Source organism: Paenibacillus sp. GQ49, from assembly GCF_059759055.1.
In genome coordinates this window covers 59524-79396 of sequence record NZ_JCAXEL010000026.1, presented here as the reverse complement: position 1 = coordinate 79396, position 19873 = coordinate 59524, and the positions used below count along the sequence as shown (strand labels likewise).

Annotated in this window: 20 protein-coding genes and 2 pseudogenes; 4 read left to right on the top strand and 18 right to left on the bottom strand. The window is 40.8% G+C overall.

Annotated elements, in window-relative coordinates; all coding sequences use genetic code 11:
• Positions 1-102: 102 nt before the first annotated feature.
• Positions 103-1443 carry a 6-phospho-beta-glucosidase gene (locus AC6CIF_RS28925; RefSeq protein WP_076334298.1) on the bottom strand — a complete coding sequence of 447 codons (1341 nt, stop codon included), beginning with the start codon at positions 1441-1443 and terminating at the stop codon, positions 103-105.
• Positions 1444-1653: 210 nt separating this feature from the next.
• Between AC6CIF_RS28925 and AC6CIF_RS28920 the strand changes: the two genes are divergently transcribed.
• Positions 1654-1725, top strand: a complete 72-nt coding sequence (locus AC6CIF_RS28920) for a LacI family DNA-binding transcriptional regulator (protein WP_076334303.1) — start codon at positions 1654-1656, stop codon at positions 1723-1725.
• 658 nt (positions 1726-2383) lie between these two features.
• Here AC6CIF_RS28920 and AC6CIF_RS28915 read toward each other — a convergent pair.
• The 14 genes and pseudogenes from AC6CIF_RS28915 to AC6CIF_RS28850 form a co-directional block, all read right to left on the bottom strand.
• Complete coding sequence (locus AC6CIF_RS28915; RefSeq protein WP_258171859.1) at positions 2384-3013, bottom strand: zinc-binding dehydrogenase; 630 nt, start codon at positions 3011-3013, stop codon at positions 2384-2386.
• 87 nt (positions 3014-3100) lie between these two features.
• Positions 3101-3190: a hypothetical protein gene (locus AC6CIF_RS28910; protein ID WP_237175035.1), complete on the bottom strand. Its 90-nt coding sequence runs from the start codon at positions 3188-3190 to the stop codon at positions 3101-3103.
• Between the two features lie 237 nt (positions 3191-3427).
• Positions 3428-3757, bottom strand: coding sequence for a thioredoxin family protein (locus AC6CIF_RS28905; RefSeq protein WP_076334299.1), 330 nt, complete (start codon positions 3755-3757; stop codon positions 3428-3430).
• 21 nt (positions 3758-3778) lie between these two features.
• Entirely contained in the window at positions 3779-4186 is a 408-nt protein-coding gene (locus AC6CIF_RS28900) for a rhodanese-like domain-containing protein (protein ID WP_219845139.1), read from the bottom strand.
• A 29-nt stretch (positions 4187-4215) separates the two neighbouring features.
• Positions 4216-4899 carry an ArsR/SmtB family transcription factor gene (locus tag AC6CIF_RS28895; protein ID WP_076334301.1) on the bottom strand — a complete coding sequence of 228 codons (684 nt, stop codon included), beginning with the start codon at positions 4897-4899 and terminating at the stop codon, positions 4216-4218.
• Between the two features lie 131 nt (positions 4900-5030).
• Positions 5031-5354, bottom strand: a complete 324-nt coding sequence (trxA, locus tag AC6CIF_RS28890; RefSeq protein ID WP_076334302.1) for a thioredoxin — start codon at positions 5352-5354, stop codon at positions 5031-5033.
• Positions 5355-5583: 229 nt separating this feature from the next.
• Positions 5584-6144 (bottom strand): annotated as a pseudogene (locus AC6CIF_RS28885) (GNAT family N-acetyltransferase).
• A 327-nt stretch (positions 6145-6471) separates the two neighbouring features.
• Positions 6472-6906 carry a MarR family winged helix-turn-helix transcriptional regulator gene (locus AC6CIF_RS28880; RefSeq protein WP_498202469.1) on the bottom strand — a complete coding sequence of 145 codons (435 nt, stop codon included), beginning with the start codon at positions 6904-6906 and terminating at the stop codon, positions 6472-6474.
• Positions 6907-7007: 101 nt separating this feature from the next.
• Positions 7008-8690: a dihydrolipoyl dehydrogenase gene (gene lpdA, locus AC6CIF_RS28875; protein ID WP_498202468.1), complete on the bottom strand. Its 1683-nt coding sequence runs from the start codon at positions 8688-8690 to the stop codon at positions 7008-7010.
• A gap of 58 nt (positions 8691-8748) precedes the next feature.
• Entirely contained in the window at positions 8749-9189 is a 441-nt protein-coding gene (locus AC6CIF_RS28870) for an OsmC family protein (RefSeq protein WP_105598980.1), read from the bottom strand.
• A 277-nt stretch (positions 9190-9466) separates the two neighbouring features.
• Entirely contained in the window at positions 9467-12127 is a 2661-nt protein-coding gene (locus AC6CIF_RS28865) for an ABC transporter permease (RefSeq protein ID WP_105598979.1), read from the bottom strand.
• Complete coding sequence (locus tag AC6CIF_RS28860; protein WP_105598978.1) at positions 12120-12809, bottom strand: ABC transporter ATP-binding protein; 690 nt, start codon at positions 12807-12809, stop codon at positions 12120-12122. Before AC6CIF_RS28860 ends, AC6CIF_RS28865 begins: the two co-directional genes overlap by 8 nt.
• A 105-nt stretch (positions 12810-12914) precedes the next feature.
• Entirely contained in the window at positions 12915-14162 is a 1248-nt protein-coding gene (locus AC6CIF_RS28855) for a HAMP domain-containing sensor histidine kinase (protein ID WP_181156143.1), read from the bottom strand.
• A 2-nt stretch (positions 14163-14164) separates the two neighbouring features.
• Positions 14165-14860 (bottom strand): response regulator transcription factor, encoded by a 696-nt coding sequence (locus tag AC6CIF_RS28850; protein WP_498202467.1) that lies wholly within the window; start codon positions 14858-14860, stop codon positions 14165-14167.
• Between the two features lie 685 nt (positions 14861-15545).
• Here AC6CIF_RS28850 and AC6CIF_RS28845 point away from each other — a divergent pair.
• Positions 15546-15731: pseudogene (locus AC6CIF_RS28845) on the top strand (transposase); the annotation flags it as partial.
• A 698-nt stretch (positions 15732-16429) separates the two neighbouring features.
• Here the strand turns inward: AC6CIF_RS28845 and AC6CIF_RS28840 are convergent.
• On the bottom strand, positions 16430-16510 hold the full coding sequence (locus AC6CIF_RS28840; RefSeq protein WP_254848009.1) for a DsrE/DsrF/DrsH-like family protein: 81 nt from the start codon (positions 16508-16510) through the stop codon (positions 16430-16432).
• Positions 16511-16593: 83 nt separating this feature from the next.
• On the opposite strand from AC6CIF_RS28840, the gene AC6CIF_RS28835 reads away from it, so the two are divergent.
• Together AC6CIF_RS28835 and AC6CIF_RS28830 are read left to right on the top strand one after the other, a co-directional pair.
• The gene (locus tag AC6CIF_RS28835; RefSeq protein ID WP_368483354.1) at positions 16594-16923 is read left to right on the top strand and encodes a substrate-binding domain-containing protein; all 330 of its coding nucleotides are present in this window, start codon (positions 16594-16596) and stop codon (positions 16921-16923) included.
• A 104-nt stretch (positions 16924-17027) separates the two neighbouring features.
• A complete protein-coding gene (locus AC6CIF_RS28830; protein WP_258170177.1) occupies positions 17028-17357 on the top strand; it encodes a DUF981 family protein in 330 nt (109 codons plus the stop codon).
• Between the two features lie 248 nt (positions 17358-17605).
• Here the strand turns inward: AC6CIF_RS28830 and AC6CIF_RS28825 are convergent, their stop codons facing one another.
• Complete coding sequence (locus AC6CIF_RS28825; protein ID WP_076334226.1) at positions 17606-18958, bottom strand: sensor histidine kinase; 1353 nt, start codon at positions 18956-18958, stop codon at positions 17606-17608.
• A 1-nt stretch (position 18959) separates the two neighbouring features.
• A complete protein-coding gene (locus AC6CIF_RS28820) occupies positions 18960-19646 on the bottom strand; it encodes a response regulator transcription factor (RefSeq protein WP_076334225.1) in 687 nt (228 codons plus the stop codon).
• Positions 19647-19873: the final 227 nt, after the last annotated feature.

Sequence of the window (19873 nt, the reverse complement as noted above, 5' to 3'; positions counted from 1 at the left end):
ATATTTTTCAAATCTAAAAAAGACTTCAAGGCCTATTTACTAGGCTTTGAAGTCTTTTTTAATTTAAAGAAAATCTAATTATTCAATATACTATTGAACCGCTTATACATGAAGGGACTCTTCCCGGTAAAACTGCGGCAAGTATTCTTTATGAGCCTCGAGTAATTCATCCAACAAAGCCTTAGCGGAATCACCACTTTGGACAAGTGGATTGGACGTAAATGCTTGGAGTGCCGTTGCATAGCTTCCTGTAACCGCAGCTTCAATCGTTAATTCCTCCATGGACTTCATTAGCTGTAATAATCCTCGTTGTGCGGGAGGAAAAGAACCGAAATGAATAGGCTCAGCACCATGGGAAGTAATCACACTGGTGATTTCAATGGCACTTTCCACTGGCAGGTCATTAATCGCTCCATTATTGCGTGTACTTACAACCATCTGGGTGCCTTTGTTGTTATAAATGGAGTTAATAATCTCACAGGCAGCATCACTATAATAAGCTCCACCTCGTTTTCCAAGTTCTTCTGGCTTATGATCCAATCCTGGGTCTTTGTAAAGTTCGAACAGACTTTCTTCTAAGCGTTTCACTACTTGTCCGCGAGTTCCTTCTCCCTTCGCTTCTGCAAGTTCTTCTTGGATCATCGCATCAGTCATGTAATAGTAACGATGATAAGGACATGGGAGCATTTCTAATTGTACAATTTGTTCATGAAGGAATCTCATGTTTTTAATGTTTTCAACGATTTTCTCTGATTTTGCTTCAGGACCATACAGTTTATCGATCGCTTGACGGGTAAGATCTTGGCCATTGTTTCCATAAATCTTGTGCCAGTGTAAATGATTAATCCCCGCAAATTTGAAAAATAATTCATCTTCATTCTTTTCAAGTACTGCGGATTCATTTTTCACAGCCACAATGGGTACATTACACAATCCAATAACCTTCTCCCACATTCCGTAACGAAGAACTGCTTCCGTAACCATGCCTGCTGGATTCGTGAAGTTAATCAGCCATGCATTTGGACAAAGCACTTTCATATCCTCAACGATATCTAGAATAACTGGAATGGTTCGAAATGCTTTTAGCATTCCCCCTGCCCCATTCGTTTCTTGACCAATTAGTCCGTATTTAATGGGTATCGTCTCATCTTTGATCCGTGCATCCATATGTCCTACTCGCAGTTGAGTGGTCACAAAATCTGCATCTCTCAAAGCTTCCTGTCGATCAAGTGTCAAATGGACTTCACAATCAATACCCGCAGCTTTTACCATCCGTTGAGCCATGGCACCAACAATCTCAAGTTTTTCTCTGCCTGCTTCAATGTCGACCAACCATAGCTCAGTTATCGGAAGTTCATGATATCGTTTGATAAATCCTTCCACCAATTCCGGTGTATAACTTGAACCTCCACCGATAGTTACAATCTTCAACCTTTTTTTCATATAGAGTTCCTCCTCATGACTAAATTATTACTGTATTTGTACTGTAATTTATGTAATGCATTACATGTCAAGCATAAAAAATAGGCTTCAAATGTCGTCCTTTACTACTTTGTGGTAGCTTAGAAAACGTGATATGCTTTCTCAGAAGAGATGGTTATAGGTGCCTAATATTCAAGATGTTGCTATTTAGCTGGAGTATCTACAGCAACTGTGTCGAGAGTAATTAACAACCGTGGCTATGTAAGTGACTTAAATAAACGAAAAGTTTTAGGAATTATTTAGGAGCTTGATTATGTCCCCAATGTTAATGCTATTTCTCTAAAAAAAAGTTGAAACTCATTAGATTGGAATAATAACCCCCTCTTTTTGAATGGGATGTTATTGAATCCTATACCAGGTATGGTCCCATTGTGACTTGGCAGCGTCTTCAGAATGATCTCCATCTGTCTTTATGGATCAATTCCATGCCTACTGGACAGGTCTTGAGCATCTTCATTCCAAAGGTTATCAAAAAATACTTAGTGTATATTCCATGTCCAAAGGATTAAATACAGAGGTACGCATTCGTGCCCATTCGGAATTTATAAAAAAGCACAAACTCAGGACGTATCCCTTTCTCATTTCGAAGATAAAACTGTTGTTAGAGATGGTGAGGAGATAGCTGAGTGGTGGGTATTACAGGAAAATACACCTGATGCTATTTTTTGTGCTAATGATGAAGTGGCAGCTGGTCTTATGACAGCTTTGCGCAGTTGGGTTTTTCCATTTTGGGAGAAAACGTCACTCGACATAACGTGTATCTGTATTAAAGCTTAGGATCTATTTTAACTTATAAGAAAAACCACTTGTTCAACTTGAACAAGTGGTTTTACTCAAACATTGCGATTTTTCTGCTAATCGTGCGATCTCTACTGGAGATTACACGTTTATTCAAAAATATTCAGTACAGCACGGAAATGAGGGATGGTGACTTCATTTTATCATAAGCTTCGCTAGCACGATCTAATGGATATGACTCAATCATAGGACGAGTATCCGTCAATACACTGAAATTAATCGTCGCTTGAATTTCTTCCGCTCCCCCTGTTAACGTACCTTTGACTGTGCCAGGTCCCTTCATAAAGTCCATTGCTGATAATTCTAATGAATAAGAGGAAGTTGTCACAATGATAAGCTCGCCGTCTTGACCCAACCCGTTGATCAAAGAGGAAACAGCCTTTGCGTTAGGTGCAGTTGCTAGGTAAACTTTGTTACCGTCTAATCCTTGCAATGCCTCAGATGGATCTTCTTCGGCCGAATCAATGTAGTGATGAGCTCCTAGTTCCCGTGCAAGAGCTTCTTTATTATTTCCTCGTGAAATAGCCAAGGTGAGGAATCCTGCTTTGCTTTCAAACTGAACGGCCAGATGTCCTAGCCCACCAATTCCCTGAATTGCTACCAGATCACCAGGACGAGCTTTACAATTTTTGATGGCACTAAAGGTTGTTTTACCAGCACACATTAGTGAAGCAGCTTCCATCACCGAAATTTCATTTGGGATACTAGACAAACTGTCTACATATGCAACCATGTACTCCGCATATCCACCGTCCATCGTTAATCCGGTAAACTGGCTATGTCCCGCATGCCATCCAATGCCAACATGTTCACCAATATTCTATTTTGATGCGCTTGCTCCAAGCTTATCAACAATTCCTATCACTTCATGTCCAAGGATACGAGGATAGGCTGACGCCGCACCACCCATCGCCATCAAGTCTCCATTGCATACGCCGCAAGCATCAATCGGAGTACACTTGCCCTTCTGCAGGTTGCGGAACTGGTACTTCAACTAACTAAATTTTTTCTTCTGCAGCTGGAATATGCATGGCTTTCATCTTCTCCATAAATATACCCCAAAAGTTTAGAATGATGGGACTTTTAATAGTATAGTACAAAAAGAATAATTAATTGAATAATATACATCCTTTGTTTTTTTCTTATTTTATATAGCGTTATAAACCTCATCTAATCTTGCTTTTAATTGCTCAAATTGGACAAACCGACCGTCACGAAGATACTCCCTTTGGTCATAGAACAAGATAATCGTGGGGACAGTAAAAGTTAACAATTTGCCAGCCACTGCTTCTACTTGACTAGCATCGATATGAGCAAGCTTTATTTCTGGATAATGGTTAAGCAATTCTTTCAGTTTGGGATAAATTGCATGACATACGCTACAATTATCTTGAGACACATATAGCATACTTAGTCGATTATTCTGAATAAACGTATCTATTTCATTCACTGAAGTTATTTCTTGGACATGTGTCATAAAATCACGCCTTACTGTATGTTATTCGGAACATATATGGGTACTGCTCCAATCATATTCATTACAAAATTGTTCTGAATTTCTCTGCTGACTTTGACTCCATTCAATGAATTGAGTTATCGTGCCTACCAATAAATACAAATCATAAAATTCCTGTTTTCGTAAAATACGTATAGCTTTTATTCCTTTAAAGTAGTTATTGGTCAGAATAATTACGCTATCTTCGGGCGTCAAATTTTCTTTTCTCCAAACATAAGGCAATCGTCCTATAGAGATATTAATGGAATTTGGAATGTGCTCTTTTTCAAAATCAGAACTATCTCTTATGTCGAGGCATTTAGTATGATCAGGCACCAAGATTAGGTTTGATTTTAAAGATAAAACCGTTACGTTACGTATGAAGCGGATATATTTATATATCCAGTACATCAGTATAAGAACGATTATAAGGACATATATCATATGGTTGCCTTGGCTGAAACCGGACTTCCGTAAGCATTCCACTCGTGAACGCCTTCTTCTATTCGGTATGCTCTAAAACCCTGTTCTTGGATATAATTCACAGCTTGAGATGCAATAGAACAAAAAGGCCCTCGGCAATAGGCAGCAAGTTCTACATCTTTATTTAATGTTTGTAGAAATACTTCTAACTGTTCTAAGGGTACAGAAATAGCACCTGGAATGTGAGATGTTTCATACTCCTCAACGGGACGAAGATCTATGAGAACGAGGTTATCTTGCTTCATTCGAAGCATTAGGTCGTTTTTACTAATATTACGAACTCCTTCATATTGCTCTTCCAGTTCATCTTTAATCAGCTTGATGTCAGCGAGTCTGTCCTCGCATATATTCCACAATGAGGACAAGAATTGTGTTACAGATGAGTCACTGATGTTATATATAACAAACGTACCCTTTTTGTGAAATTTAACGAGCTTAGCTTCCAGCAAAATCTGTAAGTGACGGGATACATTCGCCACGCTCATACCTGTTTGAGTAGCTAAACTATCAACAGATTTCGGTCCGTTTGACAAGATATCCATAATCTCAAGTCTTTTGTCACTCGATAAACATTTCCCAATTCGAGCAAATTGTTGATATAAACGTTCTTTAATATCTGATTTAGCACATGTAACTTCCATTTTAAATACTCCTTTCTACGGTTTTGACTTTATCATTCTGTCAATTCTTATGTTGAAAAGAACGACGGTTCAGATGAATCCTGATCCGTCGTTCTCTTCACATAGGTTAAAGAACAAGATTAACAATTTACTTATTTTGAATTAAGCAATCCTTGAATTTTTTCTTTAAGAGCTTGTTTTTGATTCACACCAATCATGGTCTCAGCTAATTTGCCATCTTTAAATAAGAGAAGCGTTGGAATACTTCTAACTCCGAATTGCTGTGCCAATTCGAGTTCCTCATCTACATTGACTTTGGCAATGGTTGCTTGCCCAGCCAAATCATCAGCTAGATCATTTACGATTGGAAGTTGCACTTGACAAGGTGGACACCATGGTGCCCAGAAATCGACTAAAGTCACTCCCGTGTTAACGTTCGATTCAAAATTTTGTTTTGTTAATGATACTGCTCCCATAATATAATCCCCTCACTTAATTTATCAATTATTCAATCGATTAATTGAATTATACGTTTGAAGTTGAATTGTGTCAACTCTCTCGAAGTGGTATAAATGGAATCTCTCAACTCTGGACAAGGACAATCGTTAACCTAAATGCAAAAAAAGCCGCTACATTAGCGACTTTAGATTAGAAATTTTCTTCAATTATTGGTTACATTGATCGAACCAACACGTATTAGGGCTTTCAGTTTAGTTTTTTGACCATTCGATACAAAGATAAAGTAGGTTTTACTACTTCGGATGTAATTTCTTAGCCCAGTTTGACGTATAGTTTGGCAGCGAGATGATTCTCTTTTTTGACTGTAAGGGAACTTAGGTTATACCCCTGTCTAATCGCCTGCTCTTCTGCATGTTGAATGAGTTGGGAGCCTATACCCATGCCTCTGCTTTCGGGCATAGCTGCAAGAGTTGCAATATGGTACTCCCCTTCGAATCCTTCCTTCAGTCCTAGTTTTCGGTATGAAAACAGTTGTTTCGCTGTAGATGAGCCCAATTGATGCAGAGTGGTATATGGTAAACACGTAATCATTCCGAGCGATTTGTCACCGATTTTTGCCTCATAGGTAAATTCATGACTAAATCGATTGTTCTTAGACTTCCATAGCATTCTGAATGTCGCATCAGTAATGCTTTGATTACTTGACCCCACAATTGAATGTGCCATATCTCCAACTGCCATTAAATTGAGTTTTGCTCCAACAAGAGAATTTGGATCTGCCTGCGAGATTAAGATGTCTGTCTTCATGTTGATCAATACTCCTGTCCATTAAATTTGTAAATATCTTTAGATTACAATTTTTAAACGATCATCTTCCAATGATTGAGATACATCATTATAGCTTGAGCGTGAATTATATATGTATCAAATGACATTAATATCTATCAATAAATGGTATAACAATTCATAAATATGTATTTAGTTAAGTTACATTTACAATATATAGAATTAAATTATCATTATTGGTGACTTAGGAGTGGACTTTTTCTATTTTTCAATAATCTAAGAATATTTAAATAAAAATGGACCCTGTCGCTTCCAATAAAAAAAGCAAAAGGGTCCATTTATATTTGGCTATTTCAAAGTATTCTCTACCATACTATTCAACACATGTTTGAATGTCTCAAGATCGTCCTTGGATATTCCAGCAATTGTATCATTTTTAAACTTTTCGGCAATTGGCATTAAATCAAGGCAGATTTTCACGCCCTTATCAGAAAGTTCCAACTGCTTTACACGTTTATCAGCAGTTGCAGTGGAGCGGTATAACATTCCATCCAACTCCAGTTTTTGGAGCAAACGAACTACGCTCGGTTCTTTAATTGACATTTTTTCCGCTAGTTCGCGCTGGGTAATGGACTCATGAATATAGATATAATACATAGCGATCCACTGACTCCTGGTGATATGGTAGGCTCGAAACTCTTTTTCCAATGCTTCCGCGAAGAATTTCCCACTACGGTTTGTAACAAATGCAAGGCAATCCTCTAAATTAAACAATAGACACACCAACCAATCCCAACAGTTTTATCGCCGTGTATTTTTCCACTATTCATTATATGATAGCAAACATTTCACCATATAGGAAATGAATACTTACATTCGTTTCCTCATGCTTGATGGAGCGCACCGATACTAAGACCGAATGCAGCTTCATGAATTACTTCTCCCGTTGTTGGGTGAGCAAAGACCGTATGTTTAATTTGTTGTTCTGTCAGCTCGTTTGTTATGGCGAGCGTTAAGCTACTGATTAAAGAAGATGCATCGGGACCAATAATTGCCCCTCCAACAATTTTTTGTGAGTGATTATTCTTAATCAATTTAATAAAACCTTCCGGTTCATTCATTGTTAAGGCCTTACCATTGCTGGTAAAGGAGACCTTACTCACACTGTAATCCATTCCTTGCTGTTTACATTCATCCTCCAATAATCCTACACTGGCTATTTCAGGTGATGTGAAAATAACGTTCGGGATTGCACCATAGCGCATTCCTTCCGATTCGCCTACAATTGAATCGATGGCAGTAATACCTTGATGCGAGGCAACATGGGCAAGTTGCATAATATTCGTAACATCACCTATCGCATAAATATGCTCAACGTTAGTACACATATGTTCGTTCACGGCAATGCCTCGCCCATTATTGTTAAGCTGGATTCCGGCTCGTTCAACCTCCAAACCATCCAAATTAGGTTCTCTTCCAACAGCTACCAATACTTTTTCACTAACCAACAAGTGATCCCCTAGGGAATCCTCATAACTTACGATCGCTTGTCCATCATCAGAACGCTGGATTTTGGATACCTTCGATTTCGTGTGAATATGAATCCCCGCTTGCTCTGCTGAATGCTTGATCTCTTCGGATATATCACTGTCAATCATGGTCAATAGTCGGTCCATAAATTCAACTACATGCACTTCAACGCCCAAGTAACGATAGATGAAGGCAAACTCCATACCGATAACACCCCCACCGATAATCGTAATGCTTTTCGGTAGTTCGGTGCATGCAAGCGCATCAGTACTGGTCATTACAAAGGGAAGATCGATGCCAGGGATATTAACCTTGAAAATTTTGGAGCCTGTCGCAACGATGATATTGTTGGCTGAAATTTGGTAGTTAGTCTGCCCGTTTATCCTCACTTCATGTTTAGTCAAAAAAGAAGCTTGCCCTCGGATGATTTCTATTTCATTCTTTTCCATCAAATAATCAATTCCGGATATTAATTTTGCCTTAATCTCATCTTTACGACGAATAATCTGATGCATATCAACTTGAAGTTCCGTACCTGTGTTAATACCAAATAAAGATGATTGCTTGACATGATGACATATTTCAGCAGATTTAACCAATGATTTCGTCGGGATGCAACCTACATTTAAACAAGTGCCGCCCAATTCTTCTTTTTCAATTAATGTAACTTGTATTCCCTTTTTGGCTGCATAAATTGCGGATACATACCCACCTGGTCCTGCTCCAATAATCAATAGCTCCACTTTCTTAGTCATGACTGGATGTTTGAGTTCATTATCCTGCGTCTTAGATAATACCTCGTCTTCCAAAGCGGTTTCTAACGTGAACAACACTTGATTGGAGGAAACTTCTCCACCTTCTTCAAACAAAATATGGCTGATGGTACCCTCCGCAGTCGCTGTAACTTCTCGATTGCCTTTGCCTGTTTCAATTTCAACGAGTAAGTCTCCGAATGAAACCTTGTCCCCTAGTTGGAAATTGATGGTCCCGGCTTTTCCTTTTTTTCCTCCAGGAATCATTGACATTTTTATCTCCATGAAAATCAAGCTCCTTCACTACCAGAGAGGGATGGATAACCCCTTCTTAGCGCATATGTTAGTGTCTAACTACCCCGGATTGCACCAATTTAACTCCGTTGGCCAAGCAGTCTCCAACCGGACAAGTCTTCTCAATGAATGTTGCAAAAGCTTCTGCTTTTTCTTGACTTTCTGTTGTTTTAAAGTGCATTATAAAACGAATTTCCTGAAATCCGCTTCTTACATCTGCGAGCCCCATGAATCCATCCGGATCCAAGTCTCCTTCAAGCTCAACATACAATTCTTCATATGAAAAGTTGTACGCATCCGCAAAGGCAGCAGCAACGATGGACTGACATGCCCCAAGTGCACATAATAGCGCTTCGACCGGATTCATCCCTTTATCCGTTCCTCCTAAATCTTGGGGCTCATCCATCAAAATTTTAAAACCTCTGGATTGAGCCTCGACCTGTAAACCTTCAGGGAATTTTGTAGCGGTAGCTTTGAATGTAGTTAACATAACTATTCCTCCTCTTACTTTGTGAAAAGTATTACATTCTTTTCTTGTGAAAATAATAACAATCTTTTTGTTTAAAGTCAATACTTAGCTAAGTAATCTTTTATGGCCATAATCTCTCTTATTATTTCTCCCGGGTTCCCTGAAAAAGTTTATAAAATAGGACCGCTCCCAATTATGGTATTGGGAAGCGATCACGGCCTAAGCATATCATTATGTTCAGTCTACTTGAACGGCTATAATCATCTGCGAATCTTTCTAAATTAAGTTTAACCGTTCTTTACGTTTCCTTTCTCAATGCCTCTACGATACTTGTTTGGTTTAATCGATACATCGGCCAAGCTGTAGCAACGAGTGTTGTTGCTATGGCACCTGCACATGCAAGAACAACACTAGACCATGGAGTGGCCCAACCTACGTCGAAAGCACCTTTAAAGAGATGATGTATCCCATAGCTTAGTGCTATTCCGAGTATACTACCGTATAGCGCAGAGTAAAGGCCGTATAAAACGCCTTCCAACAGGATCATTTTCCCTACATTACGCTGTGTCATGCCGATAGCTTTGAGCACCGCAAATTCTTTGGTTCGCAGAATAAGATTGGTGCTGACGGTGTTAAGTATATTCAGGAACGCAATCAGGACAATGACACCCATAAAACCATACAAAAAGATCTTTGCGGTTGTCGCGTCGTTTTTGGCTTGGGCAAGTTGCTCCACCTTATCTGTGTAGCTGTAACCTGCATCTTTTTGGGGCAGGGTTTTGAGATAGTCCGTAATTGGTTTGTTGGAAATATCGGTTTTGGCAAGAATAAAGATTCTGGAGTACGTATCGTTCCCTGTAACCTTCTCTACGACTTCAGGCGTCGTTATGAATTCAATAATAGCACTCTCATTATAGCTGCTCGACAACAAGCCTTGATCAACAATTCCTGTTACCGTCAGTGTTGTGTAACCACGGCCCTTCTCGCCCAATTCCAAGCTACGTACTTTGATGTGATCCCCAACCTTGAGTTGGGTTTGATCCATAACAATCTGTCTTCCATCCTCTGTTATCATACTTAATTTCTGATTGACGATAACGCCATTTTCCCGGTTCATCTTCTCTTTGTCGATCTTACCAGCCGTTAGTCTGGGTTTCAGAGCATCGAGTCCATTATCTCCATAGGATTCAAGGTAATTGTTGTCTGTGCGGTACCCCCCTCCCTCTTCAACAGAATACATTCCCGGACGGAGTTCATAATACTTGGGATTAATTTTTTCTTTCGGAAAGATAGCCATCACTTGATTATTGTAATACGGATAGGCATGTTCAACTGCATCAAGCTTAACAATGTCAGAAAATACGGAATCATCGATCCGTTTGGAAGGTCCTTCATAGATAACCGAGTAGGAATAATTGGTACCTGATTGAGATGGTTGCCCCAACAAACCAGCTAGTCCGCTAAAAACAATAAATAGAATCATGCTGACCACTATGGAAAAGGCAGTGATGCGGAAGCGCTTTTTGTTCCGCCTGATGTTTCGATTAGCAAACTGTCCTTCGATACCCAACAGTTTCCCCAGCAGTTTTGATTTCCGGACAGATGTTACGTTCTCCACTTTCGTGCCTCCCGAGCTAAGCACCGCCTCAAGTGGAGATACCTTCGCTGCCAGTCTCGCAGGTCCGATAGCAGACAGATAAACAGTCAATAACCCCAACGCACCGGCTATGATCAAAATTGGTAGGGAGATGACCATTTGCATATCATTCAGAAATCCCAACGCCAAAAAGCTGATGTTGTAAAACAGAAGTTTCATAAAAACAGTTCCCATCAATAATCCAACAGGAATACCAATTAGACTCAGTATTGTAGCCTCTTTGAGAACCAATTTACGTATTTGTGATGGGGTAGCCCCAATGCACCGCAGCATTCCGAATTGCGAGGCCCGCTCCAGAACTGAAATATGAAACGTATTATATATCACTGCACTCGTACAACCCATAATAATAATGATGATTGCTGCGAATGCATATAACAAACTATGGTTTACACCTTCATAGGTGCTTTTACCATACAACTTAAGCAGTTCATTATTATAATCGACACGAATATTTTTATATTGATTATCCTTATCCAGCGCTAAGGCAGAGCCTTGATCCACTTGCTCTAGCTTCAATGAAGATATCATCGCTTCCGTCTTTGCCTGAATCTGATTCATCGATTTCATTTTGACATAAATAAAATAATTTTTATCCGCATCGGTTTTCACATTATCTTCATACGTGATGGCTGGAAAGATGAAGCTGGAAGACCACGAAGCGTTACTACCTGTCTTCATAAATCCCACAATGGTGAATTCTCTCTCTTTTTGGGGACGAAAGCCTTCATCCAGATCCCAGCCAAAATCACCCAGACCATGGATAAGTTTGATCTCCCCGGTTGATGCGACAGTTCGTTCTCCCAGACTCAGGGTAATCGAATCTCCAAGCTTTGGTTTGGTCACAAAACGATCCAGGCCCCATGTCGAAAGAATAACTTCATGCGAATTCCTGGGGAGTCTGCCCGAATCCAGCTGAACCTGGAGCATGTTCATCGCATCGGCATCATAACCTTTGAGATTCAAATACCGATAAGGTGCAGCAAACGGGTTTTCCTTCTTTTCTTTCTCACTCGTTTTGCTGATGACCGAATAACCTTCTCTGCTAATGATTCCAGCACTCTCTACGGATGCGTTATTGACGACTTTTGAGACTGCTTCTCCCGGTAATCCGTTAAAAGAAACATGGTAATCCCCGTACTCTTGAACGGTTTGCCGAACCACCTTGTCTCTGAAGCTAAGGCCAATGGTTCCTATGGCTGTAAGTAGAGTCACAGACAAAATAATGCCAACGATCGTTAGTATTGATCTTTTTTTCTGCCCTAGTAAATATTTTTGGGTAAGACTGGTATATTTATTCACGATCTTTCACCCCTGTTTGCTGCAAGAGTGTACCATCTTTTATATTTACAACACGGTCCGCTCTCTGGGCCACATTCAAATCATGTGTGATCATAATCAAGGTTTGATTGTATTTTCTGACGGAGAAGGTAAGCAGATCCACAATCTCTTTACTGTTCTTGCTATCCAGATTGCCGGTTGGTTCATCCGCCAGAATAATCGATGGTTTATTGATTAATGCGCGTCCAATTGCAGTTCGCTGCTGTTGCCCGCCTGATAATTGGGACGGAAGGTGCTGCCTTCGATCGCTGAGTCCCAGCACGCTCAATAATTCCTCAAGATAACCCTCGTCCACATGTTTATTCTCAAGCAGCATCGGCAATTTAATGTTTTCTTCCGCAGTTAACACCGGGATCAGATTATACGATTGAAAAATAAAACCGATTTTGCGTCTTCTGAACACAGCTAGTTCATTTTCACTTTGAGAATACAGATCCATACCGTCAATAATGACTTGGCCACTTGTTGGTTGATCCACTCCCCCGAGCAGATGCAGCAATGAGCTTTTGCCAGATCCGCTGGCGCCCACGATCGCAACGAATTCTCCTTGATTGACGGACAGATTAACATCTCTCAATGCTTCCACCCTAGACTCAGCACTTCCGTATATTTTACATAAATGTTCGGTCTTCAAAATTTCCACCCTGTTGTACCTCCAGTTGTATGATTAACATTGCTTGATTGTCATTATAGGTGTGGAAGCTTACGTTGAAGTGAAGAAGAAGCTTACATTTTCGTAAGCTTCTTCTTAAGTCCACTCTTTTTTGAAAAACGAAATTCTGAATGTCGTTCCTTCTTGAGGCACACTCTCCACCGTAATGATCCCGTGTTGTTCCTCAATGATCGATTTGGTCAAAGCCAGACCAATCCCTATACTGTTGGGCTTGTTATGGTTCTTGCCTTTATAGAATCGTTTGAAAATATGAGGCATATCATCGGGATGTATACCTTCGCCGTTGTCCTGAATTATGATTGTATCAAACAGTGCGTTTTCCTCCAAATGGATTCGAACCTTCCCCTCTGGCGGGGTGTGTTCGAGTGCATTTTTTATCAAATTCATGACTGCTTCCTTAAGCCATTCTTCATCTGCCTGCACAAACGCATTCTCGCTTCCAAGGATGGTTATGTTTTGCCGCTTCTGGTCTGCTACTGTCCGGAGTGAATAGACAGCGCTCTCCACCATCTCCCTTAGCTCGATCCTTTCTTTACGAAATCCAATTGCTCCCGCTTCGACTCGTGCCAGCTTGAGCAGGCTGATGATGAGCCATTCCATTCGATCAAGCTGCTGCCGACTTCGTTCCAGAAACGTCATTCTCATTTCTTCTTTCATCCCGGGATCATTCAGCAGATTTTCATTGAACACTATCAGAGAAGACAGGGGTGTTTTGAGTTGGTGGGAAATGTCGGATAACAGATTGCGCAAGAAGGTTTTTTCCTGCTGGAGTAGCTCCAGGCTGTTAGTTAGTCTTTCAGCCATCGCATTGAAGCTCCGGCCAAGTGAGCCGAAGTCTCCATCCTCCGTCTCAGGCAGTTTTTTATCAAATTGCTGTTCCACAACCTGCTCGGCCGCATGGGAAATCGTTCTGACTTTCACAAAAAATTTACGATACTCCCACAGAAGCAATACCATGAGTGGGATCAGGAACAACAATACTTGAGTCGCTGTTTTTAAGGGTAATGCTAGTCCTGAAAGAGCCGGCTGATCTTCTAAAGACATACCCGCCTGATATCCGTATTGTGCAAGGATACGTTGCCCCTCAGTGATGTCATCGGTATGGGCTCCTTGGGTAACAAAGTGAATCACCTCATTCTCCAACTGGGGATCCTTCATCAACAAATGTCCGATTAGGGCGCTATTCTGATTCACGATAGTTGTATTGATGCTATCAACTTGATGCTGCATGTATAAAAACATCATAAACGACAAAAGAACTTGCAGAGCAAGTACTTTAATGGCGATAGATTTCCACTCTGGATTTCGCAAAACTTCGATCATGTTCATCTCCCTATAACTTCCACATTCCATTTATACCCGATCCCCCGAACGGTTACGATATATTGTGGTGCTGCAGGAATATCTTCGACTTTCTCTCTTAATCTGCGGATATGGACAGAGAGCGTATTATCATCAATGAAGTCGCCCGAGAGATCCCAGAGATGATTCAGAATTGAACTTCTGCTGCATATCTGCTTCGGATTAGAGATCAACATCAATAATAGTCGGTATTCAAGCGTCGTTAGTGTAATTTCACTATTGTTTTTGAGTACAGTTCCTTCTAAAATACGCACCTGGATGCTATCGGACATCCATAAGCTTGCTTCTTGTTTTCCCTTGTTGTTACGTCGTAATACGGCTTTAATTCGTGATATAAGTTCTTTGGTACGAACAGGCTTGGTTACATAGTCGTCTGCTCCGAGATCAAGCCCTGCGACCACGTTTGCTTCCTCATCCAAAGCCGTCAAAAAGATTATGGGCACTTGCGACGTTATCCTAATCTCACTGCACAGTTGATATCCCGATCCATCAGGCAAAGTGACATCCAACAAAATCAGATCGATCGTCTTTGCCTGCAGTGCCTGTCTGGCTTCTTCCAAGTTCCCCGCCACAACGACCTCATATCCTTCATTGGACAGTGTATATTGAATACCAAACACCAGATTTTCATCATCTTCTACGAGTAATAAGCGATTCATCGTACACCTCAGCTTATGCTATTTGAATTTATATTAATTTTGTTGATTATAGAGTTCCTGAGTCATTATACATCATTTGCGTTTCTAAGCTAAATTTATAATATCCACCATACTTAAAAGTAATTGCTATGATCCGACATTAATCAAAACATAAAATAGCCTTGCCACAGCGCTAAATGCAATTTGTAAGGTTAGTGATGTTCATAGGCGAGATGATTTCAACTACTGCCCTGCAGTTTCCTAATGAATTTTGAGTGTCAATATCTTTTGGCGTGAATTTTAGATAACAATTTAATCTATACTGGCACAATGTTTTTTCTTAAAACAAAAAGCCGCTATTTAGCGACTTAGAATGGTACTTAGCCCGCGATTTTTGTCGATTTCAATACATCTACCATCTCGGACGCAGCGGTTATCCTTCTGCGTGTGGTCAGCTCAGGGTTTAAATCGTCCTACCTTCAGTCAAGAGGGTACCTTTGTGCCATTGTACATTATCAGACAATTCAATTGTACACAAATCCTAAAAAAGCCTTAATCTTCGCAGGGTTTTGATGTGAAATAATGTTCTTGTCATCCGACATTATTTGTGTATTTATTTGTGAGATACCATTAAATTTATAGTAAATATTATCATTAAAGTTTATAATTGCAAGTCCCTGACCTACATGATGAAAAAAATGCCATGCGGAAACGACTTCGCAGCGAAAAGGTTACACCCTTTCGGTTCGTCAGATGAGCGAGTTAATTGGGTGTATTTAGGCAATTCAAAAACAATCGAGGTTTCTGGAGATTCCTGCTACTCTGCTTGCAAAAAGTAAGCCTGGAGGTCGGGTGGCTTTGCCTTGCGCACAACCGGCTTAAGAAAGCGGCAATGATGGTAAAACGCAAAGGGGACAAAGCAGGATTGAATTCTACTTCGTCCCGTTTGAGCATATCGGTGTTATTGTTCTTCACCGATATGCCGTTTAAGGGCCTTTTGGGACAGCCCTTTCTCGATAATCAAAGGAGGAATACGCCTCTTTTGTTATTTACATAATCAATGATATAGAGAGAACTGCGTTTTGAATCAAAAGATATGTGCCTTTCGTTTGCTCGAGAATCTATATAATTCACTTCACCTTAGCTACAAGATTCAATCCGTTTCCCATTGAGAGCTTCCCAGTCAATAAGCTTCATTATAAAAAAATCACTATTTGCGATTGAAACGCTTTACATGATCAGCACAAGATGGATTAATTTATAGCTCAATGTATATTAGCGTTACCGTCTTGTTCTGTGGATCCTATGGCTGCTTGACAGTAATAGTAATCGTTCCTCCGGACGTCTCACCAGCCGCTTCGACCAGTACGGCGCTATGCTCCTATACGCCCGGCGCTGCGTCGTTGACAATATCTTTACTCTTACTTTCTAACTTCTCTAGTAAAGTTTGGTTTTCTTTGTCTGTTAATAACGTTTTTATTCATTAACTCAAAGTAGGAATTGACTTTAAATAAATAGGTAATGATTCGCTTGGGATGCTTGTCCAAGACAGTAACCGACACCACCAATTGTAACTTGGTCTATTAATCTTCACGCTGAATGCCCCATTAAATCCATGGACATTTGGCAAGCTACCAACTCGGCTCCTTGTGCAATGACGGACTCTATCAATTCTTCCAAATACGGAACATTATTATTAGTTCATAAGGCCACGAATAATTTTTGGACCAACACCAAGCATATTCATTTTGGACATGCCAAGCTTCTTGCTGCCACGCGGCAGCATCATTTCAAATATTCGGCCAATCATGGTTTTGGATACAGGCTGGATCAGATGCTTTAATGAGGTTGCAGCCGGATTTATTACTGAACTAAGGAGGTCTAAATTTTCGGTTCCAGGGGACGTTGGGATCATAGGATTTGATAATACAGAGGTGGCAAATTTAATGGATCTGACAACGATTCACTATCCTGTGGATCAGCAGTCAGAGAATGCATTTTTAATTCTAAAGAACATGCTTCATTCAACTGACAAAACATTGATTCCTCTGGAATATACTTTGTTTGAAAGACTTACAACTTAGTGATTTCAAAAATATCAAAGAAAATTTATATATAAGTGCACTCACCTAACTACATTAATTAACCTGGCTACTTAAATCGCAAAACTAAAACAGAACTTCCCTACTTGCTTAGACCGCTTTCCTATTTTGCAGCAGCCATGGGCCTAGCTTTGATCTCTATTAGTTTTGCAGGAGTTGGTTTTCAATTATTCGCTGCTCCACCAGAAGAACCGTTTTCAGGTTGGTTTGCTGATTATCCGATGTTTGAAGCTTTACTGATCGCCATCACAGGTGTCGGAGCCTGTATCTTCCCATTCTTCTTGAAGGAAAACCCTAATTCTAAACTGGTGAATACCCTAAAGTATTTGTGGATAATTGTTGGTGTTGTTTTCGTTGGCTTTGGCGTTTTAAATTACTTCACTCACATCGGTCTTATTGTCCCTACGATAAAATAATTTGATTCACAATTTTATAATAATTGCTTTAACAAAAAAATTCGCTGAACTTAGTTCCTTAACGGACAAGTTTATTAAGTATACTTACAGTGCTGAACATATCGTTCCTGATCTAAATACGTCTCCCCTCCCCGTTGATCCAGTAGACCAAACTCACCCTGCTCACGATATTTGCTCATTGGTTAAACCCATGGGTCTATTTGTAAGAGATGCACTTCAGCGGCTTTTTCAACAAGCAATAAAAACGACTATATATCATCCGAATCCACCTGCTCTATGGTTGCTGCAGGTAACCATCCTTCAAGCAATGCTCCTCCTTCCGGATGATTGCTTGCGGCAAGTTCTCCCCCGTGCTGCCTAACAATTCTTTGTGAAATGGTTAAGCCTAATCCGCTGCCACCGGTTGAACGACTTCTGGATGTTTCCCCGCGATATAAGGGTTCAAATACACGCTCAAGTTCTTCCGTAGAGAAGCCCGGCCCGGTATCGCGTATCGTAAACTTAACCTTATCACCAACTTTGTTACATTGGACTTCGATTTCACTACCCGCAGATGTGTGTCTTACAGCATTATCCAGAAGGTTGTTCATGGCTCGCTCTAATAAATGCATATCTCCATGGATGATGCACCAATCCGTTACATGGAACGAGATGGAAACTCCTTTCTGCCGAGCCAGAGGACCCAGACTATCAATCGAATTCCGGACGACCTGGTTAAAATCCACCGTTTCATCATGCAGTTGCGACTCTACATACTCCATTTTTGTAAAAGTGAAAAGGTCCTCTACCAAACGATCCAATTGAGCTGATTTATCCTTGCAAACCGCCACATATTGAGCCATTTTCTCCGGAGATTGAGCGATCCCTTGCTCCAGACCATCCAAATAGCCTCGCAAAGCGAACAACGGTGTCCGTAAATCATGCGCAACAGCCGCAATGACGAATCGGCGTTCCTCTTCCAGTTCAGCCTGTTTTCGATAGGACTGCTCAAGTCCCTTGACCATAACATCGAATCCATCGCGCACTTCAGCGATTTCAGTGACCCTGGACATGGGTAACCGAACATCCCAATCCCCTTTTGCAATTTGTCTTGCTGCATTTCCCATTTTCTCGAGTGGTTTGAGAACGAATCGCCTCATTTCCATTCCGACAACAAAGATCGCAAGCAGCAGCCCGACAAAAGCCGACATCACTTGAAATTGATTGGATTTAGGTAAGAACAGAATAACCCTTCCCAGCAACTTGCCGTCCTCGATGACGGAGAATCGCTCAGTTGATAAATTAGTGCCTCGTCGGTCAGGATTGGAACGATAAATTTCCTGATCTTCTGCAGATTGAATGAGCACATCCATCTTCGCTATACGAAGCGCGGAATACAATTGGTTTTGCCAGTCTGGATCTGACCATTGGTCTGTGTCCGATTCAATTCGCTCCGTCATTTCCGATATATTTCGTTGCAGGGTCTCGTTTTGCAGACGACCTTGTTCGAAGCTGAGTGTCTTGGTTTCCATAAAGTGCGCAGTAACAAAAAAGATCCACGGCAATAGGAGGATAAAGAAGAAGCAAAGCATAGTAAACGTACGAATGCGGAGTGACCTCATATTACCCTCCCTCAAAGCGATACCCTACTCCCCATACGTTGACCAGGAATAGCGGTTTATTCGGATCAGCTTCGATTTTCTCACGAAGCCGACTAAGATGGACCCGAATTGTATGCCTGTCGCCCACCCCATCCCAAAACTTCGCTAGTAATTGTTCATAGGAGAAAACATGTCTCGGATGTTCGGCAAATAATCGCAGCAGCTCATATTCCCTGGGTGTGAGCACGATGTTATTTCCATCCACTAGTACTTCTCTTGTGGACAGGTTTAATTTAATGCGGCCGTAATCCAAGACCCTGTTATCCAATTGTTGTGGAGAAGCGGAACGCCGCATTACGGCTTTTACTCTGGCAACGATCTCACCCGGCGAAGCGGTTTTGACGATGTAATCATCGCCTCCGAGAGTAAGGCCCCGAATCTTATCCACATCATCGCTGCGAGCACTTAAGAACAGGATGGGTACATTGCTCTCCCCGCGAATCCGGCGGCAAAACTCAAATCCATTTTGTCCCGGCATCATAATGTCAAGAACAATGCAATCAACAGAGTTTTCCTTAAATATGTCCCACGCTTGGGCGGTGTCGCAAGCGGTTTTCACTTGAAAGTGGTCATTCTCTAGAAAATCCCTTAATAGCTCAACAATATCTAGGTCATCGTCTACAACCAGAATCGTCTTTGATACGCTCATGTTTATCCCACCTTTGCTTTCCTAGTTTATCATTTTTTTTAACAAGAACTAACGTGAGCTTATGTATTGTGATGATTTGTTTATACTTTTGTGATCTTTTTTCATCTTTGTTTGAGATATTCGTTTGGTATGCTTCTATTTGCGCACACGACCAGCCCCAACTTCGGGTGATCGTCCCGCACACCATGATAAAGGAGGTATACATATAGGGTTGGAAAATAACGCCT